The organism is Sorangium sp. So ce367, assembly GCF_051520455.1.
In the GTDB taxonomy this organism is placed as follows: domain Bacteria; phylum Myxococcota_A; class Polyangia; order Polyangiales; family Polyangiaceae; genus Sorangium; species Sorangium cellulosum_B.
Window position 1 is genome coordinate 4,966,215 of sequence record NZ_CP150334.1, and the last position, 22,465, is coordinate 4,988,679.

17 protein-coding genes and 1 pseudogene are annotated in these 22,465 nt (G+C 72.4%); 9 read left to right on the forward strand and 9 right to left on the reverse strand.

What is annotated here, in order from left to right; translation table 11 throughout:
* Window positions 1-15: 15 nt before the first annotated feature.
* Entirely contained in the window at window positions 16-834 is an 819-nt protein-coding gene (locus tag WME97_RS18920; protein ID WP_437553587.1) for an SDR family NAD(P)-dependent oxidoreductase, read from the reverse strand.
* 432 nt (window positions 835-1,266) lie between these two features.
* Between WME97_RS18920 and traA the strand changes: the two genes are divergently transcribed.
* Both traA and WME97_RS18930 read left to right on the forward strand, forming a co-directional pair.
* Window positions 1,267-3,342: an outer membrane exchange protein TraA family protein gene (traA, locus tag WME97_RS18925; protein WP_437553589.1), complete on the forward strand. Its 2,076-nt coding sequence runs from the start codon at window positions 1,267-1,269 to the stop codon at window positions 3,340-3,342.
* The gene (locus WME97_RS18930) at window positions 3,339-5,234 is read left to right on the forward strand and encodes an OmpA family protein (RefSeq protein ID WP_437553591.1); all 1,896 of its coding nucleotides are present in this window, start codon (window positions 3,339-3,341) and stop codon (window positions 5,232-5,234) included. The genes traA and WME97_RS18930 overlap by 4 nt, the downstream gene beginning before the upstream one ends.
* Window positions 5,235-5,392: 158 nt before the next feature.
* Here the strand turns inward: WME97_RS18930 and WME97_RS18935 are convergent, their stop codons facing one another.
* Window positions 5,393-6,043, reverse strand: a complete 651-nt coding sequence (locus WME97_RS18935) for a hypothetical protein (RefSeq protein ID WP_437553593.1) — start codon at window positions 6,041-6,043, stop codon at window positions 5,393-5,395.
* A gap of 240 nt (window positions 6,044-6,283) precedes the next feature.
* Here WME97_RS18935 and WME97_RS18940 point away from each other — a divergent pair, with 240 nt between their 5' ends.
* Both WME97_RS18940 and WME97_RS18945 read left to right on the forward strand, forming a co-directional pair.
* Complete coding sequence (locus WME97_RS18940) at window positions 6,284-6,802, forward strand: peptidylprolyl isomerase (protein WP_437553595.1); 519 nt, start codon at window positions 6,284-6,286, stop codon at window positions 6,800-6,802.
* A 147-nt stretch (window positions 6,803-6,949) separates the two neighbouring features.
* Window positions 6,950-7,432, forward strand: a complete 483-nt coding sequence (locus WME97_RS18945; protein ID WP_437553596.1) for a hypothetical protein — start codon at window positions 6,950-6,952, stop codon at window positions 7,430-7,432.
* Window positions 7,433-7,475: 43 nt separating this feature from the next.
* Here WME97_RS18945 and WME97_RS18950 read toward each other — a convergent pair whose 3' ends face one another.
* Window positions 7,476-9,278 carry an ATP-binding protein gene (locus tag WME97_RS18950; RefSeq protein WP_437553598.1) on the reverse strand — a complete coding sequence of 601 codons (1,803 nt, stop codon included), beginning with the start codon at window positions 9,276-9,278 and terminating at the stop codon, window positions 7,476-7,478.
* A gap of 123 nt (window positions 9,279-9,401) precedes the next feature.
* Here WME97_RS18950 and WME97_RS18955 point away from each other — a divergent pair, with 123 nt between their 5' ends.
* The 3 genes from WME97_RS18955 to WME97_RS18965 all read left to right on the forward strand — a co-directional run bounded on the left by WME97_RS18955 (window position 9,402) and on the right by WME97_RS18965 (window position 12,017).
* The gene (locus WME97_RS18955) at window positions 9,402-10,019 is read left to right on the forward strand and encodes a DUF47 domain-containing protein (protein ID WP_437553600.1); all 618 of its coding nucleotides are present in this window, start codon (window positions 9,402-9,404) and stop codon (window positions 10,017-10,019) included.
* Window positions 10,016-11,023: an anion permease gene (locus WME97_RS18960; RefSeq protein ID WP_437553602.1), complete on the forward strand. Its 1,008-nt coding sequence runs from the start codon at window positions 10,016-10,018 to the stop codon at window positions 11,021-11,023. The genes WME97_RS18955 and WME97_RS18960 overlap by 4 nt, the downstream gene beginning before the upstream one ends.
* A 115-nt stretch (window positions 11,024-11,138) precedes the next feature.
* Window positions 11,139-12,017 (forward strand): NmrA family NAD(P)-binding protein, encoded by an 879-nt coding sequence (locus WME97_RS18965; protein ID WP_437553604.1) that lies wholly within the window; start codon window positions 11,139-11,141, stop codon window positions 12,015-12,017.
* Between the two features lie 90 nt (window positions 12,018-12,107).
* Here the strand turns inward: WME97_RS18965 and WME97_RS18970 are convergent, their stop codons facing one another.
* Together WME97_RS18970 and WME97_RS18975 are read right to left on the reverse strand one after the other, a co-directional pair.
* The gene (locus WME97_RS18970; protein ID WP_437553606.1) at window positions 12,108-13,307 is read right to left on the reverse strand and encodes a 6-phosphofructokinase; all 1,200 of its coding nucleotides are present in this window, start codon (window positions 13,305-13,307) and stop codon (window positions 12,108-12,110) included.
* Between the two features lie 167 nt (window positions 13,308-13,474).
* On the reverse strand, window positions 13,475-16,216 hold the full coding sequence (locus WME97_RS18975; RefSeq protein ID WP_437553608.1) for a phosphoenolpyruvate carboxylase: 2,742 nt from the start codon (window positions 16,214-16,216) through the stop codon (window positions 13,475-13,477).
* Window positions 16,217-16,424: 208 nt separating this feature from the next.
* Between WME97_RS18975 and WME97_RS18980 the strand changes: the two are divergent.
* A pseudogene (locus WME97_RS18980) lies at window positions 16,425-17,306 on the forward strand (serine/threonine-protein kinase); the annotation flags it as partial.
* Between the two features lie 884 nt (window positions 17,307-18,190).
* Here the strand turns inward: WME97_RS18980 and dut are convergent.
* Window positions 18,191-18,649, reverse strand: a complete 459-nt coding sequence (gene dut, locus WME97_RS18985; RefSeq protein ID WP_437553610.1) for a dUTP diphosphatase — start codon at window positions 18,647-18,649, stop codon at window positions 18,191-18,193.
* A gap of 18 nt (window positions 18,650-18,667) precedes the next feature.
* A complete protein-coding gene (locus WME97_RS18990) occupies window positions 18,668-20,047 on the reverse strand; it encodes a M50 family metallopeptidase (RefSeq protein ID WP_437553612.1) in 1,380 nt (459 codons plus the stop codon).
* A gap of 170 nt (window positions 20,048-20,217) precedes the next feature.
* Between WME97_RS18990 and WME97_RS18995 the strand changes: the two genes are divergently transcribed.
* Window positions 20,218-21,066, forward strand: a complete 849-nt coding sequence (locus WME97_RS18995) for an SGNH/GDSL hydrolase family protein (RefSeq protein ID WP_437553613.1) — start codon at window positions 20,218-20,220, stop codon at window positions 21,064-21,066.
* A gap of 23 nt (window positions 21,067-21,089) precedes the next feature.
* On the opposite strand, the gene WME97_RS19000 is transcribed toward WME97_RS18995, so the two are convergent.
* Window positions 21,090-21,839, reverse strand: coding sequence for a lysophospholipid acyltransferase family protein (locus WME97_RS19000; protein WP_437553615.1), 750 nt, complete (start codon window positions 21,837-21,839; stop codon window positions 21,090-21,092).
* Between the two features lie 188 nt (window positions 21,840-22,027).
* Entirely contained in the window at window positions 22,028-22,459 is a 432-nt protein-coding gene (locus WME97_RS19005; RefSeq protein WP_437553617.1) for a secondary thiamine-phosphate synthase enzyme YjbQ, read from the reverse strand.
* Between the last annotated feature and the right edge of the window lie 6 nt (window positions 22,460-22,465).

Below are 22,465 nucleotides of genomic sequence, written 5' to 3' on the forward strand. Positions count from 1 at the left end.
ATGCGGGCGCTCGTCCTAGCCTCGGACGCCTCGCGCCCGAGCGCCATAGCCGAGGACCGAGAGCCCTATTCGTGCCGAGAGCCGGCGTAGCGCCGCGCGAGGGAGGACGCGCGAGAGCTGGGCCGTGGCCTTGCTCAATGCGGTCGGGACGGCGACCACGTTGCCGCGCTCGGCCGCCGCGATGGCGTAGGCCGCGCAGCCCTCGGCCGTGAGCTCGAACGGCAGCTTTCTGCGCGGCACGCCGGGCGCGCCTACGTCGAAGATCTCCGTGGTCACCGGCCCTGGGCACAGCGCTGTCACTGTGACGCCGGTCCCCTCGAGCTCCACGGCCAGGCTCTCCGAGAGCGAAAGCACGAACGCCTTGGTCGCTCCATATACCGCATGTCCCGGGGTCGGTTGGAACGCGGCGAGCGACGCGACGTTGAGCACGCGCCCTCCGCCGCGGGCCACCAGGTCGGGGACGATCGCCGCGCAGAGCGCGACGACGCTCTCGCAGTTGAGCCGCACCAGCATCGCCAGCGCCGCCGGGTCGCCCTCCAGAAAGGGCCCGAGCCGCGTCGTTCCCGCGTTGTTGACCAGCCAGGCCGCGCCGCCCAGCTCGCGCGCCCGATCCCGCACGCGGAGGGCTGCGCCCTCGGTGGCGACGTCGAGCTCAAGAGGGTGGATGGGCGCGTGCCCGGCGGCGCCCGCCCGCGCGGAGAGCTCCTCAAGACGGTGCGCCCGCCGGCCGATGGCGAGCACCGGCTGCCCGCGCGCCGAGAGCTGCCGCGCGAGCTCCGCGCCGATGCCGGACGAGGCGCCTGTGACGATGGCGAGGCCCGAGGTCATGATCATGGGCGCTATCCTTTACGCCGCGCCGTCCTCGATCGCGAGCGGGCTGTTGGCCCTGGCGTACGGACGCGCCATGGCCGTTACCGGCGGACGGCTCGCCGCACCGCGCCACGACGAAGATAACGCCATGCGTGCATCATCCAGCACGGGCGGCGCCCCGATGCCATGTGAGAGGTCGATCTCGTGGCGTTCTCGTCACAATGGGCTCATGCCGCCCACCGCGGCGCGGTCGATCGCCCGCGCGGTTCGCCGGCCGTCCCGCGCGCAGGCGACGTCGAAGCATCGGGTGGTAGAGGACCGTCCCCTACATCAGGAGCGGGCGTTTTGCCGCCTTCCTCTTGCAGAACGCTGCGCGCAGCGGGTAGCCTGTGAAGCGTGCTTTCGACTTCGGGTGCTGATGACCCGCGGGTGACGCAGCGGACCCGCGAGCGAGCCATGCGCATTCGAGGCGTCGCGCTGGCCACGGCCGCCCTGTGTGCGCTGTTGCCGTTGCCCTTGCACGCGCAGGCGGAGAAGCCGACGCCGCAACCGATCGTCGTTTCAGCGCCCGCCCTCGAGGAGCTGCCGGCGGTCGAGGGCACCGGTCTCTGCGCCGCGTCGGTCATCCCGGACAAGCCGCCGATCGACACCTTCCTGCCGAATTTCATCGGAAAGACCAACGAACTTATCGACAGCCGCAAGGACGATCGCCTCGAGTACACCATTCGAACGCTCCTGGATCTGAGCAACAACAACGCCGCCGCCGGCCAGAATCGCGAGCCACGGAGTTACGGCGACTTCAGGCAGTCGTCGCCGGACTGCAAGATCGGCGGCTGCAGCTTCCCGTGGGACGATCGTGAAGACTACACGGATATCATCTTTGGCTCCCGTGTTCGCGGGTTCCTGGCTGTCACGGAGGAGCTCGCCGGCAGGCCGGTCCATTTCGGCCTGTACGCCGACGATGCCGTGAGCCTCGCGTTTTTCGATGGCGTCACGACCGAGAAGGTGGCCCTGCTCCAGGCGCCGGAGCTCGGCCTGCCGGTCTGGCGCCTCACCAACAGCGTCACCTTCGAGAAGCCGGGCCTGTACCCGCTCGAGATCAACTACGCGGAGATCGCCGAGCACGCGGCGCTCGAGATGTCGTATCTCGTCGGGGAGTTCGCGGACTTCCACCGCGCCGCGGAGACGCCGCCCGTCGTGAAGCTGAGCGAGAACGGCTTCACCCTCTTCCGGCCGGCGCAGTTCTTCCAGACGCTGGCCGGCTCGCCGTCGTTCCCGGATCTGGACCAGTGCCAGCAGTGCGAGCGCAGGTTCGTCGGCCAGCCCAACAACAATGGCTGTCCCGGGAGCTACTACTGCAACGAGGCCGCCCTCTGCGCCCCGTGCGACACGGCGCTCCACTGCGGCGAGTCGTGCTCGCGCTGCCTGAACGACACGCCGTTCTGCATCGATCTCAACGGCAACCGCGCGTGCGCCGAGTGCCGCACCAGCGAGGACTGCCAGGACGGCTTCGTCTGCGACCCTGAGACGCACGAGTGCAAGGAGGAGTACGAGTGCAACATCGACCCGGACTGCCCGCGGGGCGAGATCTGCGTCGAGCACTCCTGCGTCCCGTGCGACACGGCCGATCGGTGCGCCGGCAACTCCTGCAACTGCTGTCCGAACGGCATCAGCGGCGCCCAGATGAACTGCGCCGCGGTCGAGCCGGGCGGCGTCGCGATGTGCGTCGAGTGCCTCGTCGACGATGAGTGCCCCGACGGCAAGAAGTGCCACACCCCGACGGGCCACTGCGTCGACGAGATCCCGAGCAACGCGCAGCCGAACTGCTGCGGCGAGGGCTGCGTCGACTGCATGCACCCCGAGGATCCGAACGACCCGCAGTCGCCCCCGGTGCCGTTCTGCCTCCCCGGGCCCGTCGGGACGGCGTGCGCCGCGTGCCGCAACGACATGGATTGCGCCGACGGCCAGTACTGTCTGAGCGGCGAGTGCAAGGAGTGCGTCAAGGATCGGCGCTGCGGGCCGCGCTGCGAGAGCTGCGGCGGCGACACGCCGTTCTGCCTCGGCGATTTCTCCGAGCTCGCGGTCTGCGTGCGCTGCACGTCGGACGAGCAATGCGCCGGCACGACGTGCAACCGCGAGACCCACGAGTGCGACCCGGGGTGCATGGCGACCTGCGGCGAGGACACCCCGCACTGCGACGGCAAGAAGTGCGTCGAGTGCTACGCCGACACGCAGTGTCCGTGCGGCAACACCTGCGACCTCGCGACGAACACCTGCGACATCTCCTGCAAGACGAACCTCGACTGCCTCGGCAACGAGCACTGCCGCTGGACCGACGAGGCGGACGCCAAGGAGTGCGCGCTCGGCCCGATGCCCGACAACGTCGCGTGCGGCGGCACGCTCGCCGAGATCTGCAGCGTCTCGGTCGTCGGCCAGAAGGGCGCCGATCCGCGGGCCGCCGGGCTCGTCGCCCTCGCGGCGCTGGCCCTGATCGAGCGAACACGCCGCCGGCGCACCGGAGGTGCCTCGTGAGAACGCGTCCGCTCCTCGCCCCGCTCCTCGCGCTGTCCGCGCTCCTCACCGGGCGCCCCGCGCTCGCCGAGGAGGGGCGCTTCGATGCCCAGGTCTTCCGCCCCGCAGCGGCCCCGCGCGATCTCGTGATGGTCCAGAAGTCCGAGGTCATCGGGAACCTCTCGCCGACCGTCGGCCTCTACAGCGACATCGCGGCCGACCCGCTCGTGCTGCTCGTCGCGGGCGACGACACGAGGCAGGCCGTCGACGCCATCTCCGGGCGGCTCGAGCTCGCCCTCCTCGCGGGCATCGGCTTCTTCGACGTGTTCGACGTCACGATGGCCATGCCGCTCGTCCTCTTCCAGGAGGGCGGCAACCTCCGCCGCTTTGGCACCGAGGGGTCGGTCAAGAGCTCCTCCGTCGGCGATCTCCGCCTGTCCACGAAGATCTCGCTCCCGTACCTGAACCGGAAGGAGCAGGTCAAGGAGGGGTTCGGGATGGCCATCTCGGGCAACCTCAACTTCCCCACGGGCGACCAGAACGCGTTCACCAGCGACGGGGCGCTGAGCGGCGGCGCTACGCTCATCGGCGACTACCGGTTCAACTTCGGGCTGCTCCTCGCCGCGAACGCTGGCATCTGGCTGCGGCCCGACAACCAGTTCGCGGGCGTGCGCGTCGGCGACATGGCGCAGTTCGGCGTGGCGGCCGAGCAGTACGTCGTTCAGAGCTGGGGCCTGTCGGTCATCGGCGAGGTGTACGGGTACCCCTCGCTCACGAGCTACCCCGACGACCCGGGGCAGATCCCCGCGGAGGCGCTCCTCGGGCTGCGCTGGCAGACCAAGCACGGCATCACGATCACCTTCGGCGGGAGCTTCGGCGCGGCGTGCGGCTTCGGCGCGCCCTCGATCCGGTTCTTCAACGTCATCACGTGGCAGCCGAAGACCTCCCAGGAGCAGGAGGAGATCAACCGCCTGCAGCAGCGCGAACAAGATGATCCGGATCGCGACGGCCTCATCGGCGCCGCGGACCGCTGCCCCGACGTGCCCGGGAGCCCCGAGAACTTCGGCTGTCCGGACCTGGACACCGACGGCGACGGCATCTTCGATCGCGACGACAAGTGCCCCGACAAGCCCGCCGGTCCGCACGGGAAGGACGGCTGTCCGCTCGCCTTCATCCGGGGCGACGAGATCGTGATCACCGAGCAGGTCCACTTCGCGACCGACAAGGACATCATCCTCGAGGACTCGAACTCGACCCTCGAAGCGGTCGCGCAGGTGCTGATCGACAACCCCGACATCCGCGAGGTGCGGATCGAGGGCCACACCGACGTGCGCGCGACCGACCTGTACAACATGGCGCTGTCCCAGCGCCGCGTGGCGAGCGTCATGGCGTACCTGATCGCGAAGGGCGTCGAATCCTCGCGGCTCCAGGCGGTCGGCTACGGGCACACGCAGCCGATCTACGACGACGCCGGCTGCCAGGGGCCCGACGATCAGCTGTCGCCCGATTGCCAGTTCATGACGTCGAAGAACCGGCGCGTCGTCTTCCGCATCCTGCGCTACGGCGCCGCGGGGGCGAAGCCGCTCACCGGCGCGCCCGACGGGGGCGAGCAGCTCCTGCCGTCCGGCGGGGTGCTGCCGCAGAAGACCCAGGGCACGCTGCCCAATCAGGGCACGCTGCCGGGGCAGGGGGTCCTCAAGTCGAACGTGCTGCCGAGTGGCGGATCCTCTCTCCCGCCTGCGGGCGGGGCGCCCGGCGGCGCGGCCCCCCTGCCGAACCGCGGCAACGCGGGCGGCCTCCCGAGCAACACGGGCGTGCTGCCGCGATCCGGTACCCCCGCGCCCGCGCCGCCGACACCGGCGCCGTCCTCGTCGAGCCAGCCGCCTGCTCCGGGAGGCGGGGGGAGTCGCTAGGAGGGCGTCGATCCGGGGGCCCGGCCCGAGGGGGTGGATGTGAAGGGGCGCGCTGGCGGTCGAGGGCGCGTTACGAGGGGAGGAGAGGACAACCGGACGTCAGCGTCACAGCGGTAGGAGCCGCGCGACGCTGACGTCTTCTACGTCTTCTGCTGCGCTTACTTCTTCGGCGCCGGCTTCACGGGCGCCGATGACGTGGCGGGCTTGGCCGACGACGACGGGGGGAGCGACGACGGCGGGGCAGAGGAAGCCGGCTTGGCCGACGACAGCGGGGTGGGCGACGCAGGCTTCGCCCCCGGCTTGCCCGGCTTGGCCGAGGCCGCGGGAGCGGGCGAGTCCTCGTACGGCTCGTCGGATGCAGCCGGAGGAGCAGCAGGCTGGTCCGCCGGCGGCGCCTCCGGCTCCACAGGCGCCGCCGAGTCGGCGGGCGGCGTCGCCGGGTGCAACGTCAACGGCTTCGCCTCTCCCTCGGTGCGGCGGACCCAGATCACCGCCGTCCCGCTCGCCACGCTGGCATAGCGGCCGTCCTCGGTGCGGACCTCCTCGTTGACCGCCTCGATGACCGCGTCGCCGCCGACAGCGCACGCGGCCTTGCGGAGCGACTCGAGGCGCTCCGCCTCCGTGCGGGCCGTCGGATCGCTCGCGATCGGCTGGAGGCGATGGTACTCGCGATCGGGCAGCTGGCCCGCCGGCACGACGTGCATGTCGCTGCAGAACTCGCCCGAAGGCGTGCGTTTGTCTCGGAAAGGAGTGCTGCAACCGGCGATCAGCGCGGCACCCAGGGCCGCCGAGAGGAGGAGGCGCTGCATGTTGCCTTCTTACCAGCGATGCGACGCGCGATGCAAACCCCGTGCATCATGGACGCAGCCGACGTGCACCAGGGACGCCAGCCGACCCGGCGGCACGCCGCCTCTCGCAGGTTGCTCGCGGGTGGATCGGCTCCTGACGCCGTGCCCGTCACCGGGCCGCCACACCCCCCTGCCACTGTCCCATCCACCGCCCCATCCAGCGTTCCGATCTCGTGAACGCCTGGCTATGCTTCGCGGTCGATGCGCCCGATCGAGCGATCCGCTCCCCTCGGCTTCCTCACCTTCCTCGGCGCGGCGCTCGCCGCCGCGTGCAGCGCGCCTCAGCCGGCGCCGCACGCCCCTCCGCACAGCGCCGCCCCTGCCGAGGAGAGCGCCTCGAGCGCCGCGGCGTGCCTCGCGGCCGCCAGCGCACCGCGGCAGGCCCGCCCCGACGAGCCGCCGCGGATCGGCGTGAAGCACATCCTCGTCCGCCATGCCGGCGCCGATCGCGCCGAGGGCACGACGCGCACTCGCGAGGAGGCGTGCCTGCGCGCGATGGAGGCGCGCGACAAGATCCGCGGCGGCGCCGACTTCGGCGAGGTGGTCGCGCAGTACAGCGAGGAGGCCGGCGCGGCGTCGCGCGGCGGCTCGCTCGGCACCGTGGAGCGCGCCGACGTCCTGCCGCCCTTCGCCGATGCGGCGTTCGAGCTCGATGTCCAGCAGCTCAGCGACGTCGTGGAGACCCGCTATGGCTTCCACGTGATCTTCAGGACGGAATAGCCCTCCTGCCCAGAGCGAGCCTCCCGCCGGAGACCTCTCTGCCTGCCCGCGCGAGGCCTCGCCTCTCGGGCCTCGCATCGTCACGGCGCCTCGCGGGCTACGCGCGCAAGGGTTGCGTTCCCGGCGGAGGCGCAGCATGAAGCACCCATGCGCGCTCACAAGCTCCTCGCCGCCTTCGCCGTGATGATCGCCTCGCCAGCGCTGCTGATCGCGGCATGCAAATCCAGCGACGAGCCGGAGGAGGTCGCCCCGGCGCCGGGCGCCGTCACCGCGCCGACCGCGACGGCGCCGCCGCCCGCTGCGACCGGCCCCGTGCCGGCCGCGACGCCGACCCCGGCAGCGCCTCCAGCGACCACGACCGCCGCCCCGACCCCAGCCGCCCCGGCGACCCCGAAGCCGGACGCGGGCGCGCCGGTGGACGCGGGCGCGCCGAAGGACGGCGGCACCACCACCACGGCCGACGCGGGGGCGCTCTCGACCAAGCTCGCGGCGTGCGCCGCGAAGTGCCAGTCGATCCTCCAGACCTGCCTGACGCCGAAGTTCCCCGCGGACGGCGGCCTGCCCGCGCTCGCCGATCCGGCGGCGTGCCAGGGCTCGTTCGACTCCTGCCGCACCGCCTGCGCGCCGTAGCTCCCGCCCCGCCTCGGCGAGGCCGGCTCCAGCGCCGCCGGGCCTACTTCTTCTGGGCGCCGGCCGGCGCGCTCGGCAGCGTGATCCGGAAGAGCGCGCCGCCGGCCGCGCCGGTCGTCACCGTGATGTCGCCGCTCATCGCCTCGACGAGGTGCTTCGCGATGGACAGGCCGAGCCCGGTGCCGCCCGACGCGCGGGAGCGGCCCGGATCCACCCGGTAGAACCGATCGAAGACGCGGGCCTGGTGCACCGCAGGGATGCCCGGACCGTCGTCCTCGACCTCCAGGACGACGCGCCCGTTCGCGGCCCGCGCGCGCACCACCACGTGCGAGCCGTTCGGCGTGTGATGGATCGCGTTGTCGACGAGGTTGGTCAAGATCTGGTCCAGCGCGCGCGGATCCGCCGCGACGAGCGTGCCCGGCGCCACGTCGATCTTCACGTCGGTGTCCCTCTCCATCGCGCGCCCGCGCAGGAGCGCCACCGCCGCCTCCGCCTGCACCGAGAGGTCGAGCGTGCCCGGCGAGAGCGGCCTCTCGCCGCCCTCGATGCGCGACAGGTCGAGCAGATCGTCCACGAGCCGGTGCAGCCGGGTCGCGTTCCGCTCGATCACCTCGACGAAATCGCGCGCCGCCTCCGGGTCGTCGAGCGCGCCGCCGAGCAGCGTCTCGCTGCTCGCGCGGATCGACGCGACCGGCGTGCGCAGCTCGTGCGACGCGTTGGCGATGAAGTTGCGCTGCAGGCCCTCGATGCGCCGGAGCTCCGTCACGTCGAAGAAGACGGCGACGACCCCCGCCGCCCCGCGGCTCTGCGCCGGCAGCGCGAGCGGCGCGGCGTTCACGAGCAGGATCCGGCGCCCCGGAGGCCCGGCCACGCCTGGCGCCGCGGGCGCGATCTCGATCTCGCGCGTCGCCGCCGCGCGCGCGAGCGCGACCTCCTCGAGCAGCTCGTGCAGGCTCGACGAGCGCAGCACCTCGAGCGGCGGGCGACCGACCGGGTCCCTGCGGATGCCGAGCAGCTGCGAGAGCGCCGGGTTGACCAGCGTGATGTCGCCCTTCTCGTCCGTGACGAGCACGCCCTCGCGCATCGACTCGAGCACCGCGCCGAAGCGCTCTCCCTCGCCCCCGAGCTCGCGCCGCGACAGCTCCAGGCTCTCGGCGAGGTCGTCCAGCGCGCCGCCCAGCGTGGCGATCTCGTCGTGCCCCTGCATGCGCGCGCGCCGGCCGAGGTCGGCCCGCATCTCCCGCGCGACGCCCGTCAGGTAGACGAGCCGCCCGGAGAGGGCGCGCGCCCCGGCGAGCGCCGCGGCGACGGCGAGCGCGAGGGCCAGGAGGGTGCCCTCCACAACGCGCGTGCGGGCGGCGGACAGGCTGCGGTCGATCGCGACCGGCTCGAACGCGACCCGCACCACCCACGGCCCGTCCGGGCGATCGAGCCGCTGCGCGGCGTAGAGCATCCGCATCCGCGTCGTCTTGCTCACGCGCTCGCTGCGCCCCGTGCCCTGGTGCCGCGCGTCGGCGACCTCGTCGCGCGTCGCGTGCGTGTCGAGCTGACCGAGCCCCTCCGGCGCGACCGACGAGTCGCCCCGCACCGCGCCCTGCGGATCGATGAACGTGACGCGCCCTCCTGCGAGCTTCGACAGCGCCGTCGCGAGGGCGGGCGCCTCGGCCGCGAGGTCTCGTGACCTCGCGGCGACCTCGGTGACGAGCGCCGTCCGCGTCGCCAGGTCGTCCTCCGTGTGCGCCGAGAGCTCTGCCCCGAGCGTCTTCAGGACATAGCCGTCGAACACCAGCGCCGCGAGGATCGCGATCCCCACCGCGAACGCGATGAGCTTGCTTCGTATACCCATGTCACCAGCGTGCCGGGCTCACGCCGCGCGCGACGTGGGCGAAGATCCTTACGTTACCTGGTTTTGTCCGTTCCATGACGACTCGTTGACGTGATGCGGGGAGACGGGTAAACGCCCGGCCCCATGGGATTGACCCGTGACGCAGTCTTCTTCGACGCGCTGGCCAACCATGCGCGAAAGAGCGTCGCAGCGAGCGAGCTCCTCCTGGAGATGCTCGACCGGCTCGACGACGCCCCGGCCCTGGTGCAGCGGATCTCCGACCTCGAGGACGAGGCCGACAAGATCACCCACGAGTGCCTGGCCGCCCTCCACCAGACGTGGATCACGCCGCTCGACCGCGAGGAGATCCACGCGCTCATCACCCGCCTCGACGACGTGCTCGACTGCATCGAGGCGGCGAGCGTGAGGCTCGTGCTCTTCGAGATCACCAGCGCCCTGCCGGACGCGCGGCTGCTCGCGCAGGATGTCGTCGACGCGTGCACCGTCATGAGCTCCGCCATCCAGTCCCTCAGGGACCTGAAGAAACAGCCGAACCTCCTCGGGCTCTGCGTCGAGATCAACAAGATCGAGAACGCGGCGGATGCGCACTACCGCAACGGGTTGGCGGCGCTCTTCAAGAAGGGGAACGACCCGCTCCTCGTGATGAAGTGGCGTGACATCTATGACCTCTTGGAGCACGCGACCGACCGCTGCGAGGACGTCGCGAACATCATCGAGGGCATCGTGCTCGAGCACGCATGACGACCTACATCCTCGCCATCCTCATCATCGCGCTGGTGTTTGATTACATCAACGGCTTTCACGACGCCGCGAACTCGATCGCCACGGTCGTCTCGACGCGCGTCCTGTCGCCGCGCACCGCGGTGCTCTGGGCGGCCGCCTTCAATTTCATCGCGTTCGCGCTGTTCGAGCCCACGGTGGCGCGGAACATCGCGAAGGGCGTCGAGCCGGGGTTCATCACGCCGAACGTCATCCTGGGCGGCCTGCTCGGCGCGATCATCTGGAACCTGCTCACGTGGTGGTGGGGGCTGCCGTCGTCGTCGTCGCACGCGCTCATGGGCGCGTTCGCCGGGGCCGCGGTGAAGAGCGCGGGGCGGCTGTCGGTGCTCGACGCGACGGTCTTCGGCAAGACGGCGGCGTTCATCCTGGTGTCGCCCTTGCTCGGCGCGGTCATCGGGTTCTCGCTCATGCACGCCATCCGGTGGCTCGCGCGGGGCTGGACGCCCAAGAAGGTGAGCACCCGGTTCCGGCGGCTGCAGCTGCTCTCCGCGGCCGCCTACTCGCTCGGGCACGGCGGCAACGACGCCCAGAAGACGATGGGCATCATCACGGCGCTCCTCATCTCCGCGGGGCTCCAGGAGGGCAGCAAGGATCCGGAGCCGATGCTCTGGGTCGTGCTCGTCTGCCACGCGGCGATGGGCCTCGGCACGCTCTCCGGCGGCTGGCGCATCGTGAAGACCATGGGGATGAAGATCACGAAGCTGAAGCCGGTGGGCGGCTTCGCGGCGGAGACGGCCGGCGCGGCGACGCTGTTCAGCGCCACGGCGCTCGGCATCCCCGTGAGCACGACCCACACGATCACGGGCGCGATCGTCGGGGTCGGCGCCACGAGCGGGCGCCTCTCCGCGGTCCGCTGGGGCGTCGCCGGGCGCATCGTCTGGGCCTGGATCTTCACGATCCCCGCCTCGGCCGTCCTCGCCGCGATTGCCTACACCATCGCGACCGTCATCAGCGGCCAGCCCTGATCGCGCAGGCGAGCGCGGCGCCGCGCCGCATGACGCCAGCAGGCGAGCAGGCGCCTCGCTCGCGCGGCCCGCCCTGGGACTTACGAAGCGCGCCGCCGATCTCCATAGCGCGACCATGCGGGCGCTCGTGACGGGGGCGACGGTGGCGCCGGGAGGGGCGGTCGCGCGGGCCCTGCTCGCCCGCGGGCACCGCGTGCGGGCGTTCTCCGCCAGGCCTGGCGATCCGACCGCGGCGCGGCTCATCGAGCTCGGCGTCGAGGTCGTCCAGGGCAGCGCCGACGAGCCCCGCTCGATCGCGCGCGCGGCGGCCGGCGTCGACGCGGTCTTCGCCATGGGCTCGCCGATCGAGGGCGGGCTCGCGGCCGTCGAGGCGGAGCTGCGGCTCGGCCTCGCCGCCGCCGAGGGCGCGAGGGCCGCGGGCGGCGCGCACCTCGTGTACACCTCGGTCGCGAGCGCCGATCGGGGCACGGGCGTCCCCCATTTCGAGAGCAAGGCGACCGTCGAGCGGCACATCACAGCGCTCGGCGTGCCTTGCACGATCCTCGCCCCGGTGTGCCTGATGGAGAGCCTGCTCACGCCCGCGGCGCGCCTCGGCCTCCGGCGCGGCGTGTACGCCGCCCCGCTCCCGGCGGGCTGCCCGCTGCAGCAGATCGCGGCCGACGACGTGGGGCGGTTCGCGGCGCTCGTGCTCGAGCGCCGGCGCGACTTCCTCGGGCACCGGATCGAGCTCGCGTCCGACGAGCTCACCGGCGCCGAGGCCGTGTCGGCGCTTTCCCGCGTGGCCGGCCGCGAGATCCGCTACGCCGAGGTGCCGCTCGCCGAGGTGCGCGCGCGCAGCGAGGACCTCGCGGCCATGTTCCGCTGGCTCACGCGCGAAGGTCACGGCGTGGACCTCGGGGCGCTCCGCGCCGCCTACCCGGAGGTCGGGTGGCGGCGCTTCGAGGACTGGGCGCGCGAGCACCTCACGGGCGCGCTGACCCGAGCGGTCGCGTGAGCCTGCGAGGGCGTCGCGTCGATCCGGCGCGCGGTCCGCCGGTCCACCTGCCCCGCGCGCGGGCTCACCCGGCCCGCGCGGGCGCGGCGCTCATCCGACGTGCGACGGCGCGCGGCTCGGTCGGGCCGCCCCGAGGCTGATGAAGTGGTCGAGGATCCAGGTCTTGAAGCGGTTCAGGTCGAGCCGGTCGAGCAGCGGCAGGAACGCCCGCTCCACCCCGTCCTCGCGGCGTATCGAGGCGAAGTCGAGCACGCCGACGTCGTTCGCGGCGAGCACGTACGGCATCACCTCGGTGCGCCCCTCGTCGAACGCCGCGAGCAGCAGCGACCCCTTGAGGAAGGCGGCCGAGACGTCGAGGAAGGCGGGGCGGATGCCGCGGATATACCGGCTGAACGGCTCCGCGATCACGCGCTTGTCCGGCGAGTCGCGGAGCCCCGCGCCCTCGAGCTGCTTCTTCAGGAACTCGCTCGCCGACATGCCGGGGTGCTCCTTGCGGCGGCGCTCGGCCTCGTAGCCCTCGGCGACGACGACGAGCGCGTAGTCGGCGCGCTTGAGGCCGTCGGCGAGCTCGCTCAGCACGTCCTGCGGGAAGCGGAAGAAGGGGAGCACGATGAGGTGCGCCCGGGCAGCCACCGCGCAGTGCAGCGCGTGCCGCCCGCTGCGGTTGCCCATCATCTCGAGGATGTAGATGCGCTTGTGCGTATAAGCGTCCTCGTAGAGCCCGCGCGCGATGGTCGCGCCCGTCTCCACGCCGGACAGGAAGCCGATCGCCCGATCGCCCTCCAGATCGTTGTCGATGGAGACGTTCACGAAGCCGGCCTGCGGGCGCACCTCGAACTCGTCGAGCCACGCCTTGATGCCCTCGAACGTGCCGTTGCCGCCGACGCAGATGAGGTGTGTGAACCCCTGCGCCTTGAAGGTCGCGGCGGCCTGCTTGCGCTTCTCGCGATCGAGGAAGCCGGAGTAGCGCTCGCTGCGGAAATCGCTGCCCGCGTCGAGCACGCGCCGCCCCATCGAGCGCGCCGGGATGCCCTGCGCGAGCAGATCGTAGCGCTGGCGGCGGCTCATGATGAGGCGCTCGAACTGGGGCTGGGCGCGCGCGTCGGCGGTCAGGGAGCGGAAGCCCTCGGTCGCGGCCCACACCTCGTAGCCTCGCCGCGCCGCCTCCTCGGTCAGCGCGACGGCGACCGAGGAGTAGCCAGGGGCGTTGCCGCCGTCGAAGACGAGCAGCAGGCGCTTGTCCGATGCCGGGAGGGTGTCGGGACGTCCGAACTCGACGATGCTGGTCATGGCGCCGGCCTTCTACCACGCGACGACGAGGTTGGCTGAGCGATTGTCACGCGTTCGCGCTCGTTGTTTGACGACGCCGGGCGTTGGACGACAGCGCCGCGCGGCGTCGAGCGAGCGCGCCGCGCCGCGCGGCGTCGAGCGAGCGCGCCGCGCCGAGGGCGCGCCGTTCACCCCGTGTTGCGCATGCCGGCGGCGATGCCGTTCAGCGTGAGCAGGAGCGAGCGATCGCGCCCCGTGTCCCCGCCGCGGCTCGCCCGCAGGAGCTCGACTTGCAGGAATGAAAGGGGGTCGACGTAAGGATTGCGCAGCGAGATGGACCGCTGGAGCGTCGGGTTGCCCTCGAGCAGCCGCCGGTTGCCCGTGAGCCGCTTGAGCCACGACCGCGTCCGCTTGTATTCCGCGATGATCCGCGGCGCGACCGCCTTGCGCGCGGCGGCCGGCGCGAGCTCCGCGTAGCCCGCGAAGATCGTCATGTCGGCCTTCGCGAGCACCATCTCGACGTTGTCGATGACCGCCCGGAAGAACGGCCACGACGCCATCATCTCCTTCAGCAGCTCCGCGCCCTCGGGGCGCTGGCCCATCGCCTCCAGGCCGCTGCCGACGCCGTACCACCCCGGGAGGATGGCCCGGTTCTGGGTCCACGCGAAGACCCACGGGATCGCGCGCAGCGACTCCAGGCCGCCCGCGCGCCGCTTGCTCGGGCGCGAGCCGAGCGGCAGGCGCGCGATCTCGTCGATCGGGGTCACGGCCGTGAAGAACTCCACGAACTTGGGCTCCTCCCAGACGAGCGCGCGGTAGGCGCGCCGGCCCGTCTCGGCGAGCTCGTCGAACGCCGCGGCGAAGCGCAGCTCGGACGCGGCGGGCGGCCGCGGCTGCGCGCCCAGCGTGTGCAGGAGCACGCCGCTCAGCATGATCTCCAGCGTGCGCATCGCGAGCTCGGGGCGCGCGTACTTGTGGTCGAGCGCCTCTCCCTGCTCGGTCGCCTTGTAGCGGCCGCCGACGCTGCCGGCCGGCAGGGCGAGCAGCGCCTGGTGGGCCGGTCCGCCGCCGCGCGCCACCGACTCGCCGCGGCCGTGGAAGACGCGGAGCGGCAGCTCCGCCTCCGCGGCGATCTTCGGCAGCGTCTCCTGCACGCGCCGGAGCGCCGCGCTCGCCGCGAGCAGGCCGACCTCCTTGCCGGAGTCGCTGTAGCCGATCATCACCTCCTGCACGCCGCGGGCGAGGACGTGCGGTCGATACTCCGGGTGCGCGAGCAGCGCGCGCAGGATTCTCGCGCTGTCGTTCAGCGCGCCGAGCGACTCGAACAGCGGCACGACGTCGATCCGCGCGCACGAGCGCGCCTCGTCCCACAGCCCGGCGGCCTTCGCGCTCGCGAGCGCGGCGAGCACGTCGTGCTCGCTCTGGGTCATCGACAGGATGAGGGTGCGGCAGGACGACTCGCCGCCGTCGCGCTGCGCCGCGGCGATGCGCTGGAGCGCCTCGAACACGCGGCGCGCCTCGGGCGTCATCTGCGCCGGCTCGACCCGGCCCTCCGCTAGGCAGGCGGCAGAAGCGCGCGCGTCCTCGGCCGGCGCGCGCATCTCGAGCTCCGCGAGCGCGAACCCGAGCGCGCGCACCTGCGAGAGCAGCCCGCGGGCGCGCCGCTCGCCGGAGCTCGCGCAGCGCGCGGCGCGCAGGCTGTCGGCGACGACCGCGAGATCGCGCTCGAGCTCCGCGGGCTCGCGGTAGGGGATCGCGAGCGTCGGCTCCTCCGGGCGCACGAAGGCGCGCCCCTCGCGCGTGGGGCCCTGCCCGGAGCGCGCGCGCGCCTCCGCGCGGCCGTTCTCCGCGTGCTCGAGCGTCGCGGTGAGGCGCGCCTCGATGAAGTGCAGCTTGCGGCGCCACGGCTCGCCCTCGGTGCGCGGGCCGAAGTGCGCGGACACCTCGGGCATCGCCGCGGCGTCCTCCTCGATCGAGGCGAGCAGCCAGGGCGGCGGCGTGACGTGCCGGACCGACTGCGACAGCGCGCCGCCGAGGTCGCGCGCCGCCCGGATGAGCCGCCGCAGCCCGCGGATGCGGTAGGCGAACAGCGCGTCCTCGAGCACGGCGGGCACGACGAACGGGTTGCCGTCCATGTCGGCGCCGACCCACGAGTGGATCCGGAGCGGCACGATCTCGGCGTCCAGCGGCTCGCCGTACGCGGCCTCGAACGCGCGCCCGATCGCCGCGGGCAGATCGGGGAGCAGATCCCAGAGGATCTCCTCGATGTACCAGGCGACGTTCTTCACCTCGTCGCCGACGGTGGGGCGATCGCGGCGCACCTCGTCGGTCTGCCAGAGCGCGGTGATCTCCTCGCGGATCTCGGCGAGCTTGCTCGCCGACTCGTCGGGCGTCAGCTGGCAGCGATCGTGCTGCTCGAGGTTCTTCGCGATGCGGTAGAGCTTCTCGAGAACGGTGCGCCGCGCCGCCTCGGTCGGGTGCGCGGTGAAGGTGAGCGTGACGTCGAGCGTCCTGAGCGCGGCCCGCACGCGCTCCGCGGGCACGCCGGCCTTCTTGAGCGTGTGCATCGCGGCCTCGAGAGAGCCGCGCTGCGGCCGCGCGCCGGGATCCGTCGCGTACGCGCGCGCGCGGCGGATGCGGTGGTGCTGCTCCGCGAGGTTGACGAGCCGGAAGTAGACGGTGAACGCGCGGATGACGGGCTCCAGGCGATCGTGGGGCAGCTCCGCGAGCAGCTTGCTGAGCTCCGCGGCCGCGTGCGCGCGGCCGTCGTTGGGGCCGCGCCGCCGGCGGATGGCGAGCGTGCGGATGCGCTCCTCGATGGCGAAGAGCTCTTCTCCCTCCTGCTCGATCAACACTTCCCCGAGCAGGCGTCCAAGCAGGCGAACTTCTTTGCGAAGAGGTCGATCGACCTCGCGGCGACGCGGCGGCATGGGCGCCAGCCTAGCGCGATGCGGCGTAAAACGGACCACCGAGTGTGGCCCGGGCGGACGGTCGGTGGCGCCGGGGGTGAGGTGGCGCCGGGGCGGGTGGCGCGCCTCGGGACCTGGGCGGGTGGGCGGGGGTGCGAGCACGGTCCGTGCATCGCCCGTTCATCCGCGCCCTTCCGAAGCCTCGTCGAGCTCGTGTACCCTCCGGCGGATGGCCGATGATGTGTTCGGGATCGTCGGCACGACCCAGGGGGCGTTCAAGGTAGAGCGGGTCGTCGCCGAGGGGGGGTTCGGCGTCGTCTATCGGGCGTACCACGAGGCGTTTCGAGCGCCGGTCGCGCTGAAGTGCCTCAAGGTCCCGGCGACGCTGCCCGAGCAGCTGCGCGTGCAGTTTCTTGAAAAATTTCGTGAGGAGGCGGAACTGCTGTTCCGCCTGTCGGCCGCGATCCCTGCCGTCGTCAGGCCGCTGCACCACGACGTGATCTCGACCGCGACCGGCGCCTTCGTGCCGTTCATCGCGCTGGAGTGGCTCGAGGGCCGCACGCTCGCGAGCCACATCGCCTCCCGCGCGGCGATGGGAGCGCCGCTGCTCGCGCCGGGGGAGGTGATCCGGCTGCTCGCGCCGGTCGCGCGCGCGCTCGAGGCGGCGCACCACTTCCCCGGGCCGAGCGGCCCCACGTGCGTGGTGCACCGCGATCTCAAGCCGGCGAACATCTTCCTCGCCCAGATCCACGGCGCGGAGGTCGTCAAGATCCTCGACTTCGGCATCGCCCGCGCCCGCGACGCCGCGACGGTCATGGCCGGCCAGACCGCCACCACGTCGGGCGGCCTCTCGACGGCGTTCACGCCCGCCTACGGGGCGCCCGAGCAGTGGGCGCCGAAGCGCTTCGGCAAGACGGGCCCCTGGACCGACGTCTGGGGGCTCGCCGTGACCGTCGTCGAGGCGCTCGCGGGCCGCGAGATCATCGGCGGGGATCACGTGGCGATGATGGGCACGGTGCTCGACGAGAAGCGCCGCCCCACCCCGAGGAGCGAGGGCATCTTCGTGCCCGACGCGCTGGAGGCCGCCTTCCGGCGGGCGCTGGCCGTGGATCCGCGCGAGCGCTTCCGGGACATCGGGGCGTTCTGGGACGAGGTCGAGCAGGCGCTCGGGCTGCCGCGGAGCGCTCCGCCGATCGCGGTGCCCAGCCGGAGCCACACGCCGGCCGCCGCCCGCGGCCGCTCCTCGGTGTTGCCCGCATCGCCCTCGTCACCGGGATCGACGCGGTCGCAGGATCTCCTCCAGGGCACCGCCCTCGCGGCGCCGGCGGCGTTCGCGGAGGCGACGGCCCGGGAGCTCCACCTGCCGGAGCGCGGCGGCGGCCGCTTGCCGCCGCACAGCCTCCCCACCGAGCCGGTCGTGCCGCTCGCGCTGGACTGGTCTCCTCCCGCGCCCGCGCCCTTCGCGCGGCCGTCCTATGCGCCGTCGAGGATGCCGCCCCCGATGATGGAGCGCGCGCCCGCGCGCCCCAGCCTGAGCACCGGGGAGCTCATGGCGATGTTCGCGTTGCCGGTGCGGCTCGCCGGCGCGGGCGTCGTCATCACCCTCCTCGATCTCGCGGCCGCCTCGCTGCTCTTCGGCGGCCAGCGTATCGGCGTGGGCCCCATCGGGCTCTTCCACGTCGCGGTGGGCCTCGTGGTCCTGGGCATCGGGATCGCGGTGTTCCGGCTGTTCTCGTCAGACCGCTAGCTCGTCCCACGGCTCACCGCGGCGGAGATCGCACTAGGCGCCCTGCTGGTCCCTGGGCCGTACCTGGAGGTGCACGCCCTCGCGCCGCATGCGAGCAAGGAGAGATTTCAACGCAAAGTCGCAAAGGCGCAAAGACGCAAACCTGCATAAAATTCCGCATGAATCTGCATGAAATTTCTTCTTCTTTGCGACTTTGCGTCTTTGCGACTTTGCGTTGAAATCCCCCTCCGGATCCCTCGCCGGCGGAGCTACGGCTCCTCGCGCCGCACGCCGGTCGATCCGTAGCCGCCCGCGCCGCGCGCCGTCGGCGCGAGCGCGGGGACCAGGACCACGTCGGCGAGGGTGACCGGGCAGATCACGAGCTGGGCGATCCGATCGCCGCGGTGCACCGTGAACGGCGCTGCGCCGAGGTTGATCAGGACGACCTTGATCTCCCCGCGGTAGTCCGGATCGATCGTCCCGGGGCTGTTCAGCACGGTGACGCCGTGGTGCAGCGCGAGCCCCGAGCGCGGCCGCACCTGCCCCTCGTGGCCGTCGGGGAGGGCGACCGCGTAGCCCGTGGGCACGAGCTTCCGCTCCCCGGGCGCGAGCGTCACCGGCGCCTCGATGGCCGCGCAGAGATCGAGCCCGACGGCTCCCTCGGACTGGTAGGCGGGGGGAGGGACCTCGATCGGCCCCACGCGAAGGAAAGGCACCTGGATGCGCACGCGGCGCAGCCTAGCCGGTCACGGGCGTGGCAGCACCGCCTCGAGCGCCGAGCCCCGGAGCGCCTCGAGCGCCGAGTCCGACCACGCCCGCGCCCGATCCGAGAACCCGGCCTCCACCGCGCGCCGGAGCAGCTCGAGCGCCCCCTCGAGGTTCCCGTCCTTGGCGCTCGCGCGCGCCGCGTCGTACGCGTCCTGGCCGAGGCCCACGCGGCGGAAGATCGCCTCGTAGAGCCGCGCCGACCAGTCGAACGCGCCGCGCTCGAACGCGATCTCCGCCATCCTCCGCGCGTCGTCCTCCGAGAGCTGCTCCACGATGTCCAGCGCCACGGCCGCGGCCCGCGCCACCTCGCCCTGCTCCACGAGCACCCGGATCAGCGGGCCCGCGACCTCCTTCCGGTCGTCGCCGGCCTCCCGGGCCGCCTCGAGCACCTTCCGCGCTTGCTTCAGCTCCCCGAGCGCGAGGTGCACCGCCCCGACCAGCGCCGGGTCCGGCTCGCCCTGCTTGCGCGCCTGCGCGAGCGCTTCCCCCGCGCGCTTCGCGTCGCCGAGGAGCAGGTGCGACCAGCCGATGAGCTCGTGCGCCTCCCGGAGCGCGCGCTTCGGCGGCGCCGGCGACTGCGCGAGCACCTCCGCCGAGAGCGCCATCGCCTCGCCCGTCCGCTCGTCCTCCACGGCCCGGCGCGCCCGCTGGAGCAGGACGGCCGTCTCGGGCGGCATCGGCTCCTCCTGAAACTCCGCTCGCCGGCGGTTCATGGAGGGCGACGGCGCCGCCGGCTCGCTGCGGAACCGCTGCAGGCTCTGGAACGCGGACATGACGAGGATGAAGGAGAAGAAGAAGAACCCCGCCCTCAGGAAGAAGATGGCGAGGAGCACGGCGGTGATGCCCGAGATGGCCGCCGTCAGCCGGGCCCGCTTCGGGCCGAGCGCGTGCTCGAGGACGTGGCCGCCGTCGAACGGGAGCACGGGGATCAGGTTGAGGAGACCCCACCACACGTTGACCTTGATGAGCATCTCCATCCCGCTCAGCACCAGGGTCGGGAGGGCGTAGAGCGCCGGAACATAGCTGAGCACGAGGTGAAGGACCCCGGCGACGAGGAAGCCGGCGAAGGGGCCTGCCAGGCTGATCAGCACGTGCTGGAGCCGCCCGAGGGGCAGGAGCGAGCGCCAGGTCGTGGTCCCGCCCATGAAGTGGAGCGTGATCTCCGGCTCGATCCGGTACCGCTTGATGGCGAGCGCGTGGCCGAACTCGTGCATCAGGACCGACAGGAAGACCACGAGGATCCAGACGAGGAACAGCTGGTACTGCTGACTGGCCAGGATCCCGTACCCGAGCAGGGCGGCGGAGAGCCAGAACCAGAGCTGGACGTCGACCGAGACTCCAAACAGACGGAAGCTCATGCGCATGTAATAAGCCGTGCGGGCCGTTCGCTCAATGATTGCCGTGCGGACGCGGCCGGCCGTAGAGTGCGCGGTGTTGCGTGCGGCCAGGCAGGAGCGCGGCGCGCGTGGAGCGCCAGAGGACGCGCCGCGCCCCTTCTTCCAGGCCGCGCGCGGCGTCGGGAGCGAGCATGGGCAGGGAGATCTGGGTCAGGAGATGGGCGCTCGCCGGGGTCGCCGCGGCGGGCATGGCCTGCGGCGCCGCACCGGCGCCCCCGCCATCCCCCGAGGCCGTGCCGGCGCCCGCGGCGCCCGAGGCGTCAGCGCCGGCCGCCGCCCGCCCGCCCGGGGCCTCCACGCCGGCCGAGGCCGCTGCCGCGCCGACGGCCGCCGCGCCGCCCGCGTTCGAGGTTCCGCCCAACACGGCGGTCCTCCACGTCGGCGACTCGTTCGCGGTGGCGGGCTTCGCGCAGGCGCTCCGCCCGCGGATGCAGGAGCACCGCGTGCGCTACGCGGTGAAGGCCGAGACCAGCTCGTACACGGTGACGTGGGCTTCCAGGATGGAGCTCCTGGTCGCGAACTACCAGCCGGACCTCGTGATCATCAGCCTGGGCGCCAACGAGGTGGAGAACGTCAACCCGCCTGCCCACGCCGGCGCGATTCGCCGCATCGTCAAGGCGATCGGCGGTCGCCCGTGCGTGTGGGTGTCGCCGCCGCTCTGGCGCAAGGACACCGGCATCATCGATGTGATCCGGACGAACTCGGCGCCGTGCCGCTTCTTCGACTCCGACGCGCTGGTGCCGGGCCCCCTCCCGCGGCAGAAGGACAAGATCCACCCGAACGAGGTGGGCGGCGCGCGCTGGGCCGAGGCCTTCTGGAGCTGGCTCACGGCGGAGCACCTTCCGGCCGGCGAGGCGGCGCCGGCGCACAGCCCCTGGGCGCTCCGGCCGTCTCCGCCGGAGGAGCACCGCTCCCAGGCGGAGGCCCCGGAGAGCGCCGCCCAGCGAGGCGAGCAGGCATCCGAGCGGCGGGCGGAGTGATTCCGAGCTGACCGGCCGGCGTCTTACGCCGCCGACGTCGCCACGCCCGCGCCGCGGTGGATCAGCCCAGGATCGTGGCCGAGCGCCCCTGCGATCGCCGCCCTCACGTCGCGCATCAGCCGGTTGCGGCCCCCGGCGCCGTAGGGCGCAGGATCGATCGGCGGCATGATCGTGACCACCACCCGGTGGTGCTCCTGCACAACGAAATCCTTGGCCCGGAGCACGTGCCGCGTGCCGTCGATCGCCACCGGGAGGATGGGCGTGTTCGTCTCGATCGCCATCCGGAAGCCGCCGCTCTTGAACGGGAGGAGCGCGCCGGTCTTGCTCCGCGTCCCCTCCGGCGCGATCCAGACCCGGGTCCCGTCCTGCAGCATGGACGCGCCGACCTGCAGGCTCGCGCTGGCCTGGACATGATCGCTCCGGTTGATCCGGATGAACCCCGCCGCCTTCATCGCCTGGCCGAAGATCGGCACGTTGAACAGCTCCTTCTTGGCGATCATCCGGAGCCGGCCGGGGATCGCGCGGAACACCACCGGGATGTCGAAGAGGCTCTGGTGGTTCGACATCACGACGAACGGCCGTGTGCCCGAGGCGTGCTCGCGCCCGCGCACCACCAGATCCACGTCCGCGTCCTCGAGCACCTTGCGCGCCCACCAGTCCAGCCGCTCATCGCAGCGCTCGAGGGTCACACGCCCGATCATCGCGTCCACCACGGTCGGAAAGCAGATCCGGGCAGTGTCGAAGATTCCCATGAACGTCGTCTGAAGGCTCATCGCTCTCTTCCCGCTGATTCCGCTGAAAGGTGAGGGGATCGCGTGGCGCGCTGGCGACCGGGCAGGCCCTGCCTTATGCGGCGGGCAAGCAACCCCCGAGGGGCGCCGAGCTCATCCAGTGCTCATGCAGCGCTCATCCAGCACTCGTCCACTGCTCGTCCGTACGCGAACGCCGCAAAGTATACCACTCAACCCCCGGCTGTGGTGCCGGTCACGGTCACTACCACGCGGCGCGCGTGGGGAGAACTACGGTGCTCCCAGACATACAGGGCTTGCCAGGTCCCGAGCGCGAGGCGGCCGCCGGAGATCGGGATCACCTCGCTCGAGCGGGTGACGGCGCTCCTGAGGTGCCCCGGCATGTCGTCGGGGCCCTCGTCGTCGTGCTCGTACTCGCGGCTCTCCGGGGCGAGGCGGGACATCCAGCGCTCCAGGTCGCGGAGGACGGCCGGATCCGCGTTTTCCTGGAGGATGAGGCTCGCGGACGTGTGCTGCAGGAACACGGCGCAGAGCCCGACGTCGACGCCCGCGTCGGCGACGACGCGCGCGACCTCGCGCGTGATATCGACGAAACCCCGGCCGTTCGTGCGGATCTCGAGCGTGCGCTGGACGATGGTGGTCACCGCGCC